A 13,553-nucleotide genomic window follows, 5' to 3' on the forward strand; every position below is an offset into this window, starting at 1 on the left:
GGAATGCATTCCAAATGTGGGAGCGAGCTTGCTCGCGAAAGCGCCAGAACATTCCTACACAACAGAGACTGGACAGACGCCTGACATCGGCAGATTATTTCCCCCGCAAAACCCACTCAATCGAGAGAACCCTCATGAGCAAAAAGCCATCGAAACATGGCCCCAACAAGGCCAAATCCATCGTCGCCCAGCCCCTGTTCCGCAGTCGTCAGGAACGACCAACCAAGGGTAAAGGCAGCTACCGCCGCGAAGCCTTCCAGTCTGACAGCTGGGAGGCTTCTTACTTTCTGGCTGCCTGAAATTCACCCTTTTCCCTCCTCCCTTCCCTCGTTCCGGCTTCTTGTCTTCTGTTATTGAGTCTGGTCTGTCGCCTTAAAGATAAATGACGCTGATTGCTCAAGTGTTTGTGGCAGCGGGATGTAAATGATCGGAATTGTCACCCCTGTCAGTGCCCGGAAACGCCGCTGGTAAAGTTGTGCCCCCGCCAGACCAGTTGGCTTGGTGTAAAAAAAGGCTTCAATCGGCAATTGGCCCGGGATGTTCTGCGCCCAGGTTTTAAGCTTCGTGTCGTTGGGTGTGTTGAATGCATCTGGAGAAACCAGCCGGCCAGCACGCATACCTTCCAGAAACCGTCCAGCTGCTTGGTTATTGACAGAGTCACGCACATTAAATGAACACATTGACTCAAATTTATTGCCGCTAGCAGCGTCGTTTCGATACTTGCTCGCCCACTTGGCTGCCGTGTCAATTATCGGATTCTGTTCCTCGCAGCTTTTACTGGCTACCGGGTATCTGGGATGAGCCGCACAACCTCCATTGGGACGAGCATTTGATGAACCATCAACCGGAAAGAAACACAAAATCTCTATGAGCTGTTTGCCCGGTGGCGTGCTCAGGATGGGATAAAAGATCAATCCACTGTCATAGGTATAAGCGAGGCGTTTGACTTTGTAATCCGATCGCAAATAGGTGAACGATACTCCACCGTTAGCAACTGACGTCGGGCTCGGGTTCCAGGCATCGAACTGCGTGGATGGCTCCGTGCCACGCACCAGCAACCCGGAACACAGGAAAGCAGGTTTCGACGCGGCGCCACAATTGTCACGTGTATCTCGATAACGTTTTTCCAACTCCACTGCCAACTGTGCTCCACTGACAGCATTGGCCGAGGCGCCAACCTCCACTGCGGCGCCATCAGAATGCTCATGCTGTTTTTCAAGGGTATTGGAGGAGGAGCATCCGGCCATCAATGCGAGCAACAGTATTGTTGAGAACCTTTTCATTTGAGCACCTGCATCCTAGAGAGATGAGACGCGCGACGGCTGAAGATGCGCGATACCAGGAGGATTAAACGCTTGAAAATATCCATAGAACAGCTGTTAGAACTGACAGTTGAGTGGGCAAGAAAAAGGGGCTACGATTCTCAGTCCGGCTGTGCGTGACAATGCAATTTCTGGCTGGGCAGCCGATTCATTCAGCAGGCATGTTAAGGTCTGCACCTGATTCGTTTTCCTGGAACTGTGCATGCCCCCAAGTCTTTCCCGTCGTTGGCCTGTTCGCCAACTGATCGCTGCCTCCAGCTTCATTCTGCTTGTCGCCTGCGCGGAAAAACCGACCGCCGCCGACGCGCAACCCCTTCAAGCCGCGCCTGTCGCAACGGCCCCAGCGATCATCCCGCCGGTAGTGCCGTCCGCCGACCCTCTCGACCTGCAACCGACTCAAACCTTCGCTGAATGGCAGGCCGGTTTCCGCAAGGATGCCCTGGCCGCCGGAATTCGCGCGGAGCTGTTCGATCGCGCGTTCGCCAATGTCAGCTTCGACGCCAGCGTGATTCGGGCCGACCGCAGTCAACCGGAGTTCTCCCGGCCAGTGTGGGAATACCTCGATGGCGCCCTCTCGCCACTGCGCGTCCGTAAAGGTCAGGCACTGATCAGTCAGTACGCCGACATCCTGCAAAGCATCGAACAGCATTATGGCGTTGACCGTCAGGCGCTGGTGTCGGTGTGGGGCATGGAAAGCAACTTCGGCCAGTTTCAGGGCAGCAAGTCGGTGATCAACTCGCTGGCCACCCTCGCTTACGAAGGCCGTCGGCCGGGCTTTGCTCATGCGCAATTGATCGCTGCGCTGCAGATCCTGCAACAGGGTGACATCACGCCAGAGAAGATGCTCGGCTCGTGGGCTGGCGCCATGGGGCAGACCCAGTTCATTCCGACCACTTACAACACTCACGCAGTGGATTTCGACGGTGACGGTCGCCGCGATATCTGGGGCAGTCCTGCCGATGCGCTGGCCTCAACTGCGCATTACCTGCAAAGCTCCGGCTGGCAACGTGGCCAGCCGTGGGGGTTTGAAGTGCAGCTGCCGAGCAGCTTCAACTACACCCTGGCTGATGGCGCGATTCGCAAGAGTGTCGCCGAATGGCGTCAGTTGGGCGTGACTCTGCCGAATGGCGGTCAGGTGCCAGCAGGCTCTGAACAGCTGTCTGCCGCCCTGCTGCTGCCGGCTGGTTATCGTGGGCCGGCGTTCCTGATCCTCGACAACTTCCGTGCGATTCTCAAGTACAACAACTCCTCGTCGTACGCGCTGGCAGTGAGCCTGTTGTCCGAGCGTTTCAGCGGTGGCGGCTTGATCAACGGCAGTTGGCCAAAAGATGACCTGCCGCTGAGCCGCACCGAGCGTATGGAGTTGCAGACCCTGCTGAGTGCGCGCAATTACGATGCCGGCACGGCGGACGGGATTATTGGCGCCAATACGCGCAAGGCGATTCGCAGTGCCCAGCAGTCATTTGGCTGGCCGGCGGACGGGTATCCGACGCATAAACTGCTGGAAAGCCTGCGTTCCCAGTAGTGGTCAGTTTGTATGGCTGATGGCGCCTTCGCGAGCAAGCTCGCTCCCACATTGGATATCTGTCATTCACAGAACCCTGTGGGAGCGAGCTTGCTCGCGAAGACTGACTGTCAGGCAACCGACTTCTAAGCCTTGATCACCACATCCTGCTCCAGCATCAATTCCTGCTTCCCGGCATCCAGCCGCACCAGCGCCCCCATCGGCAGTGTCAGGTTCGGATCGCAATGCCCGCTACGCCACCCCGATAACACCGGAATCCGCAATGGCTCGAAGGTCTGCTTGAGCAAGCGGTTCAGCGCTTCGACATCCACGCCAGCAATATCCCCAACCAACACCCCGCGCAACTTGGCCAACTTGCCGGCCAGACGCATCTGGGTCAGCAACCGGTCAATACGATATAGCGGCTCGTTGATGTCCTCGATCAGCAGAATCACCCCTTCGACATCAATTTCGTATGGCGTGCCCAGGGTTGCGGCGATCATCGCCAGATTACCGCCGAGCAAGCGCCCATGCGCGATGCCAGGTTCGACGGTAGTCAACGGATACGCCACCGGATGGCTCAACACACTCCCCGCCTTCAATTGCCCACGCAGCATGGCGAAGAACGAAGTCACCGTCGGTGGCTCCTTGTCGCCCAACAAGTCGGCGTTGAGCAGCGGCCCGTGGAAGGTCACGAATCCTGCGTAACGACTGATGGCCAGGTGCAGCGCGGTGATATCGCTGTAGCCAACGAATGGCTTGGCATGGCGGCTCAGCAGGTCGTAATCGATCCGGTCGAGCAAGCGCGGCGTGCCGTAGCCGCCGCGCAGGCAAATGATGGCATCGACCTCGGGATCAGCGAACGCCGCGTGCAGATCGCGCAAACGCACATCGTCACTGCCGGCCAGATAGCCGTCCTTTTCATAGACACCGGGAAACACCTTCAGCCCATAGCCACGGGCGCGCATCCATTGCACCGCCTTGTCGGTGTCCAGAGCACCGGGACCGGCAGGTGCAATAACACCGACCAGCCCCTCTGAAGGCAGTGCGGGCACGGCTCTGTGTGGACAAAGTGTGTGAGTCGGTCGAACGGTCATCCTTGGATCTCCCTGTGAAGTCATGCACACACAGTAGTCAGGTACGGCGGCAAACAGAAGAGGGTCAGCCACGCCGTGGATTGAAGGAAAAATCAGCAGCGAAGGTAATCCGGGCAAAAAAATGCCCGCCGGGCGTTAAAACCTCGGCGGGCATTTTTTCATTCAACGCCGGATCAGGAACCCAGCAGCTCCGCCTTGACCAGCTTCGCTTGCTCGTCGGCGTGGTATGAAGAACGCACCAGCGGCCCCGAGGCAACGTTTTTGAAGCCCATCTTGTAACCTTCCTCGGCGAACCAGGCGAAGGTGTCCGGGTGCACAAAGCGCTGCACCGGCAAGTGACTACGGGACGGTTGCAGGTACTGGCCGAGGGTCAGCATGTCGATGTCATGTTCGCGCATGCGCTTCATGACCTCGATGACTTCCTCGTCGGTCTCACCCAGACCCAGCATCAAGCCGGATTTGGTCGGAATATGCGGCATCATCTGCTTGAAGCGTTGCAGCAAGGTCAGCGACCACTGGTAATCCGAACCCGGACGCGCTGCCTTGTAGAGGCGCGGCACGGTTTCCAGGTTGTGGTTGAACACATCCGGCGGCTCGGCCGCGGTGATTTCCAGCGCGACGTCCATGCGGCCACGGTAGTCCGGAACCAGGGTTTCCAGCTGCACGTTCGGCGACAGTTTGCGGATTTCGCGGATGCAGTCGGCAAAGTGCTGGGCACCGCCGTCACGCAGGTCGTCGCGGTCAACCGAGGTGATCACCACGTACTTGAGCTTGAGGTCGGCAATGGCGATGGCCAGGCTTTGCGGCTCGTTGACGTCCAGTGGCTTCGGACGACCGTGGCCGACGTCGCAGAACGGGCAACGACGGGTGCAGATGTCACCCATGATCATGAAGGTCGCGGTGCCGCCGGAGAAGCACTCGCCGAGGTTCGGGCAAGACGCTTCTTCGCAGACGCTGTGCAGCTTGTGTTTGCGCAGCAGGCTCTTGATCCGGTCGACTTCCGGCGAAACCGGGATGCGCACGCGAATCCAGTCAGGTTTCTTCGGCAGTTCGGTGGTCGGAATGATCTTTACCGGGATGCGTGCAACCTTCTCGGCGCCGCGCAGCTTGACGCCGGCTTCTACCTTGGGACGCGGGGCCGGGCGCTCGGTCACGTCGAGCGTCGGGATCATGGTTTGCACTGCATCAGTAGTCATATCAGTCGATTCCGCCCGTCAGGGTCGTCTGCTCAGCATAGTCGAGGTGTTTGACGAGCTGCGCGCGCAGCCGGGCACTTACCTCGGCAAATTCAATCGATCCTGCGTGGTCGCTCAGCTGGGTCATCGCCAGCCCGGCATAGCCGCAGGGATTAATCCGTCGAAACGGTTCCAGGTTCATATCCACGTTCAGGGCCAGGCCATGAAAGGAACAACCGTGGCGAATCCGCAAACCCAGAGAAGCGATTTTCGCTCCATCGACATAGACGCCGGGAGCATCTGGCTTGGCGGCAGCGATTACGCCGTAGCTGGCCAGCAGTTCAATCAGGCAAAGCTCCATGCGGCTGACCAGATCGCGCACGCCGAAACCCAGCTTGCGTACATCCAGCAGCAGATAGGCCACTAACTGGCCGGGGCCATGATAAGTCACCTGCCCGCCGCGATCGACCTGCACCACCGGAATATCTCCCGGAAGCAACAAGTGTTCGGCCTTGCCGGCCTGGCCTTGAGTGAACACCGGTGGGTGCTCGACGAGCCAGATTTCGTCGGCGGCATCGCTGCCGCGTTCGTTGGTGAAGCGTTGCATGGCATGCCAGACCGGCTCGTACGCCATCTGGCCGAGCTCACGAAAGCCCAGCGTGCCCGGCATCACAACACCATGTGCACGAAGCCGGTCGCCCGCAGTTCGCTGTTGATGTCGTACAGCTGTTCCTGGGTTTTGGCAACGATGTGCAACTGAATGGTGGTGTATTTGCCGTTGCTGCTTTGACGCTCGTCGATGCGCTCATCATTGATGGTCGCGTGTTTCTTGACGATGTCGATGATCTTGTCTTTGTTGCCCACACCGGTATCGCTGATCACCTTAACGGGATAATCCGTGACAGGGAATTCGATCTTTGGCGCCTTTACTTCGGTATCGGTCATGGCGTAACGGCCTCTTGAGCGCAAGCCGTGATAACGCGCATGGCCCCGCACCAGATCGGGGCGGGGCCATGCAGGTCAACACAAATCAGTTGAACAAGCCGTAGAAGAATAGACGGATGCTATCCCACATGCGGCGGAAGATACCACCCTCCTCGACGCCATCCAGAGCGATCAGGTCAGCGCTGTGCACGACCTTGTCTTCCAGTTTGACTTCGACTTTACCGATCACGTCGCCCTTGGCGATTGGCGCGGTCAGTTGCGGGTTCATGGTCATGCTCGCAGCAAGCTTCTTCAGCTGGCCTTTTGGCAGGGTCATGGTCAGGTCTTCAGCCAGGCCGGCCTTGACTTGATTGGTGGTGCCTTTCCACACCGGGGCCTGAGCCAGTTCGGTGCCCTTCTGATAGAAGGTCTGGGTTTCGAAGAAGCGGAAGCCGTAAGTCAGCAGCTTCTGGGTCTCAGCGGCGCGAGCCACTTCGCTGTTGGTGCCGAACACCACGGCGATCAGACGCTGGCCGTCACGTACAGCCGAGGACACCATGCAGTAGCCGGCTTCGTCGGTGTGACCGGTTTTCAGACCGTCAACGGTCTTGTCGCGCCACAGCAGCAGGTTGCGGTTAGGCTGCTTGATGCCATTCCAGAAGAACTCTTTCTGCGAGTAGATCGCGTAGTGAGCCGGGTCTTCGTGGATGATCGCACGGGCCAGGATCGCCATGTCGTGAGCCGACGAGTAGTGCTCCGGGTTTGGCAGACCGGTCGGGTTCATGAAGTGGGAATTGGTCATGCCCAGATCAGTCACAGTCTTGTTCATCAGGTCGGCGAACGCGTCTTCGCTGCCGGCGATGTGCTCGGACAGCGCCACGCTGGCGTCGTTGCCGGACTGGATGATGATGCCGTGCAGCAGGTCGCTGACAGTCACCTGCGAGCCGACTTTGATGAACATCCGCGAACCGCCGGTGCGCCAGGCGTTTTCGCTGACGGTCACCGGATCGTTTTCACCGATCTGGCCGCGACGGATTTCCAGAGTCGCGATGTAAGCGGTCATCAGCTTGGTCAGGCTGGCCGGTGGCAGACGCTGGTCGCCATTGTTCTCGACCAGTACGTTGCCGCTGCTGGCATCCATCAGAACGTAGGCTTTGGCAGCCAGTTGCGGTGGCGACGGCATCATCTCGGCCGCGAAGGCGGCTGGCGAGAGGAGCAGCGGGACTAGCAGACACAGGCGTTTGGCAAAGGTGGTGATGTTCATCCGTCTCTCGAAATCGCTAATGGAAACTGTCCTTGCGGACAAAATTTAATCAGATGACTTTCTAACGAGTCATCGCGTGTTCAGTTGCTCACTCCAGTCACCCTTGCCGGGCTTTTGTTCTTCGACGAGCCAACAACCTGGTTCACCCCCCGATACCGCAAGTGAACCGTCAATCAAGTTCTACGTATTACTCGGTGACCACACTTGGCGAACCAAGGTTGGCCAGGCGCACGCTGTTCTGCACCTGGGCAATTTCACCCGGCGAGCCGATCGGCCCCAGGCGAACCCGGTGCAGGGTCTGTTGATTGCGCACGATCGAGCTGATGAACACCGGAGCGCTCACCATCCCGCTGAGCTTCGACCTCAGCAGTTCTGCAGCGTCCGGGTTGGCGAACGCGCCCACCTGCAGATACTGGCCAGACGCTGGTGCAGAAGCGTTTTTTTTTGCACTCATCGGCACAGGGACGGTGTCGGAGGCATGTTGCTGCGGTGGTGGCGTCCATTGCTCGACGGTGCCGGCCGAGGCCGTGATCACCGGGGCGCTATTCTGCGCGACTTGCGGCTCGTTGAGCATCAAAGGCGCCGGACGGCCCTTGGCGGCCCACCATTGCTGAGGATCGATGCCTTCGACCTTGACCCGCGCGGTGCCGATTTCGGCATAACCGAGCTTCTTCGCCGCAGCATAGGACAGGTCGATGATACGGTCGGAATAGAACGGCCCACGGTCGTTGACCCGCAGGATCACGCTCTTGTTGTTGTCCAGGTTGGTCACCCGAACGTAACTTGGCAGTGGCAATGTCTTGTGGGCGGCACTCATGCCGTAAAGGTCGTAGACCTCGCCGTTGGCCGTGTTCTGACCGTGAAACTTGGTGCCGTACCAGGACGCCGTGCCCGAAGCCACGTAGGTCTTCGATTCCTGCAGCGGGAAGTAGGTCTTGCCCAGCACCGTGTACGGGTTGGCCTTGTACGGACCGGTGTGCAGGGTCGGCGTGGCGTCCGGGATGCGCGACACATCGACGTCCCACCACGGCGCGCCATCTTTATGCGCACGGTTGATGTCCAGGCCCGGCTGGGCACGCACAGCGGTCGTGGTGGTTTTCTGAGTCGGCGAACGGCTGGTCGAGCAACTGGCGACCAGCACCGCCAACGCAGCGAATGCCACCAGCTTCAGGGGTTTATTGTTAGGCAATGCCCGCATTACTTGACGCCCCGTGCTTGTACCAGCTGTTCAGACAGTTGATGTACGGCCATGGCGTACATCACGCTGCGGTTATAACGCGTGATCGCGTAGAAATTCTTCAGGCCCATCCAGTATTCAGGGCCGTTGTCGCCTTCGAGGCGAAATGCAGTAACCGGCATATCATCGCGCAGCGCATCATGACTTGACCAGCCCAGCGCCCGCAACTCTCCAACGGTTTTCGTCGGCTCAATGCCGGTGGTCAGGCCTTCATCGACCTGCTCGCCGCGGACATCGGCACGGCTGACCACCGGCTCACCGGCGACCCAGCCGTGACGCTTGAAATAGCTCGCGACGCTGCCGATCGCATCATCCGGGTTGTTCCAGATATTGATGTGGCCGTCACCGTCGAAATCCACCGCGTAAGCGCGAAAGCTGCTCGGCATGAACTGCGGCAGGCCCATGGCCCCGGCGTACGAGCCTTTGAGGGTCAATGGATCGACCTGCTCTTCACGCGCCAGCAGCAGGAACTCACGCAGTTCCTTGCGGAAAAATTCGGCACGGGGAGGATAGTCGAAACCGAGCGTCGACAAGGCATCGATCACCCGGTAATTACCGGTATTACGTCCGAAAAAGGTTTCAACGCCGATGATCGACACGATGACTTGTGCCGGCACGCCGTATTCCTGCTCGGCCCGGGCCAGGGTGGCCTCGTGCTGACGCCAGAAGTCCACACCACGGGCGATACGCGCGTCGGTGATGAACATCGGACGGTATTCTTTCCACTGCTTGACCCGCTCGGCAGGCCCGGAAATGGCGTCGAGAATCGCCTGCTTGCGCTGAGCTTCGCGGAACACCGCCATCAGCTGCTCACCAGCAAAACCGTAGTCGCGGGTCATTTCACCGACGAACTCGGCCACCTGCGGCGAGCCTTCGTATTCGCCGGCCAGCGCTTCCTGCACGCTGCCCAGCAGGCCCATCAGGCCTACCAATGGCGCGCATCGAGTCGCCCAGCCACGCATAACTTGCATTGAACTCTTCACCTTATTCAAACCTGTGCGATCCACTTGCGATGGGTATGGATCGACATCAAAACCCCAAACGCTGACAGCAGCGTCACCAGCGAAGTTCCTCCGTAGCTAATGAACGGCAACGGCACCCCTACAACCGGCAACAGGCCACTGACCATACCGATGTTGACGAAAACGTAAACAAAAAACGTCATGGTCAACGCGCCGGCGAGCAATTTGCCGAACAGCGTCTGGGCTTGAGCGGTAATCACCAGCCCCCGGCCAATCAGCAACAGATAGATCAGCAACAGCGCGCAGATACCGACCAGACCGAACTCTTCGCCGAGTACGGCAATGATGAAGTCGGTGTGGCTTTCCGGCAGGAAGTCCAGGTGCGACTGGGTGCCGAGCAGCCAGCCCTTGCCGAACACGCCGCCGGAACCGATCGCGGCTTTCGACTGAATGATGTTCCAGCCGGTGCCGAGCGGATCGCTTTCCGGGTCGAGGAAGGTCAGGATTCGCTGCTTCTGGTAGTCGTGCATGATGAAAAACCACATCGCCACCGACACCGGGATCGCCGCCGCCAGCACGCTGAGAATCCAGCGCCAGCGCAACCCGCCCATGAACAGCACGAACGCACCACCGGCGAGAATCAGCAGCGAAGTGCCGAGGTCAGGCTGACGGACGATCAGGATGAACGGCACACCGATCAGCATCAGGCTGATGCCGACATGCTTGAGTTGCGGCGGCAACGTGCGCTTGGACAGATACCAGGCGATGGTCGCCGGCATCAGGATCTTCATGAACTCCGAAGGCTGGAAGCGGATCACCCCGGGGATATTGATCCAGCGCGTCGCGCCCATGGCGTTGTGGCCCATGATGTCCACCACCATCAGCAGCACCACGCCAATCACATAACCGAGCGGTACCCAACGGGCCATGAAACGCGGTTCGAACTGGGCGATGACGATCATCGACACCAGACCGATACCGAACGAAGTGGCCTGTTTGGCCAGCAGATCCCAGCTTTTGCCACTGGCCGAATACAGCACGAACAGGCTGCCGGCGGCGAGGATCAGCAGCAGGATCAACAACGGGCCATCGATATGCAGTCTTTGCAGCAGCGTCGCGCGGCGACGCATCACATCCTCACTGGAGAGCATGCGATCAAAGTTATTCATCACGGGCCGTAGCCTCCGCACTGATTGGGCTGGCGTATTCGGCCTTCAAACGTCCGTCCTGATCGAGCAGCCAGGCATCCATGACCTGGCGCACCACCGGCGCGGCAACGCCGGAACCGGACTCACCGTTCTCGACCATCACCGATACGACGATGCGTGGATCGTCGGCCGGAGCAAAACCGACGAACAAGGCGTGGTCGCGGTGGCGCTCCTGAACCTTGGAACGGTCGTACTTCTCGCCCTGTTTGATCGCCACGACCTGCGCGGTACCCGACTTGCCGGCGATGCGGTATTGCGCGCCGATCGCCGCTTTGCGCGCGGTACCACGGGCACCGTGCATGACCTGCTGCATGCCGTGGTTGACCTTGGTCCAGTCCGACGGATCACGCAGGACAATGTCCGGCATCGGGTTTTCATCCACCGGCTTCACCCCTTCGAGGGATTTGGCCAGGTGCGGACGGTTCCACACGCCTTTGTTGGCCACCAGCGCTGTGGCTTGTGCCAACTGCAGCGGAGTCGATTGCATGTAGCCCTGGCCGATCCCGAGGATCAGGGTTTCGCCGGGGAACCACGCCTGCTTGCGCGTCGCCCGCTTCCACTCGCGGGACGGCATCAGACCTGGGGATTCTTCGAACATGTCCAGCGAGACCTTCTGGCCGATGCCGAACTTGTTCATGTAAGCCGACAGCCGATCGATGCCGAGCTTGTGGGCCAGGTCATAGAAGTAGGTGTCGTTGGACCGCATGATCGCCGTGTCGAGGTCGACGAAACCGTCACCGGTACGGTTCCAGTTACGGTACTTGTGGTCATAGTTGGGCAGCATGTAGTAGCCGGGGTCGAATACCCGGCTCGACGCAGTGACCACACCGGAATCAAGGCCAGCAATTGCCACCGCCGGTTTGATCGTCGAGCCCGGCGGGTACAGACCGCGCAACACGCGGTTGAAGAGCGGCCGGTCGATGGAATCACGCAACTCGGCATAGGCCTTGAAGCTGATCCCGGTGACGAACAGGTTCGGGTCGAAACTCGGCTGACTGACCATCGCCAGCACTTCGCCGGTCTTCGGATCGAGCGCAACTACCGCACCACGACGTCCACCGAGCGCAGCCTCCGCGGCTTCCTGCAACTTGATGTCCAGGCTCAGAACAATGTCCTTGCCGGGAATCGGATCAGTGCGCTTGAGCACGCGCAAGACGCGGCCGCGGGCGTTGGTTTCGACTTCTTCGTAACCGACCTGACCGTGCAATTCCGGCTCGTAGAAACGCTCGATGCCGGTCTTGCCAATGTGGTGGGTGCCGCTGTAGTTGACCGGATCGAGGGTCTTCAGCTCTTTCTCGTTGATCCGCCCCATGTAGCCGACCGAGTGCGCAAAGTGCGCGCCCTGCGGATAGTGACGAACCAGCTGCGCCACCACTTCTACGCCGGGCAGCCGGAACTGGTTCACCGCAATCCGGGCGATCTGCTCCTCGGTCAGCTCGAACAGGATCGGCACCGGCTCGAACGGTCGGCGCCCCTGACGCATGCGTTTCTCGAAGATCACCCGGTCCTCAGGCGTCAGCTCCAGCACTTCGACGATGACGTCGAGCACTTGCTGCCAGTCGCCGGAGCGCTCGCGGGTCATGCTCAGGCTGAAGCTTGGACGGTTGTCCGCCACCACCACGCCGTTGCGGTCGAAAATCAACCCACGGGTCGGTGGAATTGGCTGCACATGGACACGGTTGTTTTCCGAGAGCGTCGAGTGGTACTCGTACTGGATCACCTGCAAGTAATACAGCCGCGCGATCAACACGCCGATCAGCAACATGATCGCAATGGCCCCGAACACGACGCGGCTACGCACCAGGCGTGCGTCCTTTTCGTGGTCCTTGATGCGGATCGGCTGAGACATGTGGGCTGGATTACTTGTGGTAAGGGTGACCGGACAACACGGTCCAGGCACGATACAACTGTTCGCCGATCAGGATCCGCACCAACGGGTGCGGCAACGTCAGCGGCGACAACGACCAGCGCTGATCGGCACGGGCGCAGACTTCAGGCGCCAGCCCTTCCGGGCCACCGACCATGAAATTGACCGTGCGCGAATCCAGCCGCCAACGGTCGAGTTCGACCGCCAACTGCTCGGTGCTCCAGGGTTTGCCGTGGACTTCCAGCGTGACGATCCGCTCGTTCGGCCCGACCTTGGCCAGCATGGCTTCGCCTTCCTGGCGGATGAATCGGGCCACGTCGGCATTCTTGCCACGGGTATTGAGCGGTATTTCCACCAGTTCCAGCGCCAGCTCGGACGGAAGACGCTTGGCATATTCATGCCAGCCTTCTTCCACCCACTTGGGCATGCGTGAACCGACGGCGATCAGGCGCAGTCGCACAGCAATCCCTTACAGCTGGTCTTTGTTGAGCTTGGTGAAATGCTCGTGGGTGTTTTCCGGGCTGTGATGCTTGGCGTCGGCCGCGCGGCTTTGCTCGGCACCGGCCCACAGGCGTTCCAGGTCGTAGAACTGACGTGCCGAGGCGGTCATCATGTGCACGATCACCAGGTCCAGGTCGAGCAGCACCCAGTCACTGTCGCCCTTGCCTTCTTCGCCCAGCGGCTTGGCGCCCTGCTTTTTGACTTCTTCGCGAACCTTGTCGAGCATCGCGTTGATCTGGCGGTTGGAAGTACCGGTGGCGATGATCATGTAGTCAGTGATGCTCTGCTTGTCGCGAACATCGATGATCTGGATGTCTTGTGCCTTGACGTCTTCCAGGGCAGCCACGGCCAGCTTGACCAGTTCGTCGCCTTTCAGCGGCTCATTGGTGTTGACCGGTTCTGGCAGCGGGGCGCTCTTGAATGTGCCTTTGCGCTTTACTTTGGTTTGGTCTTTGTCAGTCATATAAAACTCGTTTTGCTCGTATATTCGGC

The 13,553-nt window shown here is 59.5% G+C and carries 14 protein-coding genes; 2 read left to right on the forward strand and 12 right to left on the reverse strand.

Features of this window, described 5'->3' with window-relative positions:
- Window positions 1-134 precede the first annotated feature (134 nt).
- The gene (arfA, locus tag AB4O11_RS04700) at window positions 135-299 is read left to right on the forward strand and encodes an alternative ribosome rescue factor ArfA (protein ID WP_016986126.1); all 165 of its coding nucleotides are present in this window, start codon (window positions 135-137) and stop codon (window positions 297-299) included.
- A gap of 51 nt (window positions 300-350) precedes the next feature.
- Here arfA and AB4O11_RS04705 read toward each other — a convergent pair whose 3' ends face one another.
- Complete coding sequence (locus AB4O11_RS04705) at window positions 351-1,283, reverse strand: hypothetical protein (protein WP_093434598.1); 933 nt, start codon at window positions 1,281-1,283, stop codon at window positions 351-353.
- Window positions 1,284-1,524: 241 nt separating this feature from the next.
- Between AB4O11_RS04705 and AB4O11_RS04710 the strand changes: the two genes are divergently transcribed.
- A complete protein-coding gene (locus AB4O11_RS04710; RefSeq protein ID WP_460089046.1) occupies window positions 1,525-2,847 on the forward strand; it encodes a lytic murein transglycosylase in 1,323 nt (440 codons plus the stop codon).
- Between the two features lie 125 nt (window positions 2,848-2,972).
- Here AB4O11_RS04710 and AB4O11_RS04715 read toward each other — a convergent pair whose 3' ends face one another.
- From AB4O11_RS04715 to rsfS, 11 genes are all read right to left on the reverse strand, one after another.
- Complete coding sequence (locus AB4O11_RS04715; RefSeq protein WP_460089047.1) at window positions 2,973-3,923, reverse strand: S66 peptidase family protein; 951 nt, start codon at window positions 3,921-3,923, stop codon at window positions 2,973-2,975.
- Between the two features lie 173 nt (window positions 3,924-4,096).
- Window positions 4,097-5,095 (reverse strand): lipoyl synthase, encoded by a 999-nt coding sequence (lipA, locus tag AB4O11_RS04720; RefSeq protein ID WP_167394918.1) that lies wholly within the window; start codon window positions 5,093-5,095, stop codon window positions 4,097-4,099.
- A gap of 25 nt (window positions 5,096-5,120) precedes the next feature.
- The gene (gene lipB / locus AB4O11_RS04725) at window positions 5,121-5,768 is read right to left on the reverse strand and encodes a lipoyl(octanoyl) transferase LipB (protein WP_460089048.1); all 648 of its coding nucleotides are present in this window, start codon (window positions 5,766-5,768) and stop codon (window positions 5,121-5,123) included.
- Window positions 5,768-6,043 carry a DUF493 domain-containing protein gene (locus AB4O11_RS04730; protein ID WP_099757269.1) on the reverse strand — a complete coding sequence of 92 codons (276 nt, stop codon included), beginning with the start codon at window positions 6,041-6,043 and terminating at the stop codon, window positions 5,768-5,770. Before AB4O11_RS04730 ends, lipB begins: the two co-directional genes overlap by 1 nt.
- Window positions 6,044-6,128: 85 nt before the next feature.
- A complete protein-coding gene (locus AB4O11_RS04735) occupies window positions 6,129-7,286 on the reverse strand; it encodes a D-alanyl-D-alanine carboxypeptidase family protein (RefSeq protein ID WP_038361911.1) in 1,158 nt (385 codons plus the stop codon).
- Window positions 7,287-7,473: 187 nt separating this feature from the next.
- Window positions 7,474-8,484, reverse strand: a complete 1,011-nt coding sequence (locus AB4O11_RS04740; protein ID WP_093434584.1) for a septal ring lytic transglycosylase RlpA family protein — start codon at window positions 8,482-8,484, stop codon at window positions 7,474-7,476.
- Window positions 8,484-9,494: a lytic murein transglycosylase B gene (mltB, locus tag AB4O11_RS04745; RefSeq protein ID WP_460130253.1), complete on the reverse strand. Its 1,011-nt coding sequence runs from the start codon at window positions 9,492-9,494 to the stop codon at window positions 8,484-8,486. Before mltB ends, AB4O11_RS04740 begins: the two co-directional genes overlap by 1 nt.
- A 17-nt stretch (window positions 9,495-9,511) precedes the next feature.
- Window positions 9,512-10,615: a rod shape-determining protein RodA gene (gene rodA, locus AB4O11_RS04750; RefSeq protein WP_175559619.1), complete on the reverse strand. Its 1,104-nt coding sequence runs from the start codon at window positions 10,613-10,615 to the stop codon at window positions 9,512-9,514.
- Window positions 10,616-10,646: 31 nt separating this feature from the next.
- A complete protein-coding gene (mrdA, locus tag AB4O11_RS04755) occupies window positions 10,647-12,542 on the reverse strand; it encodes a penicillin-binding protein 2 (RefSeq protein WP_093434576.1) in 1,896 nt (631 codons plus the stop codon).
- Window positions 12,543-12,552: 10 nt separating this feature from the next.
- Window positions 12,553-13,020: a 23S rRNA (pseudouridine(1915)-N(3))-methyltransferase RlmH gene (gene rlmH, locus AB4O11_RS04760; RefSeq protein ID WP_003185785.1), complete on the reverse strand. Its 468-nt coding sequence runs from the start codon at window positions 13,018-13,020 to the stop codon at window positions 12,553-12,555.
- Window positions 13,021-13,029: 9 nt separating this feature from the next.
- Window positions 13,030-13,524, reverse strand: a complete 495-nt coding sequence (gene rsfS, locus AB4O11_RS04765) for a ribosome silencing factor (protein ID WP_016986117.1) — start codon at window positions 13,522-13,524, stop codon at window positions 13,030-13,032.
- Window positions 13,525-13,553: the final 29 nt, after the last annotated feature.

The organism is Pseudomonas sp. H1_D05 (assembly GCF_054682705.1).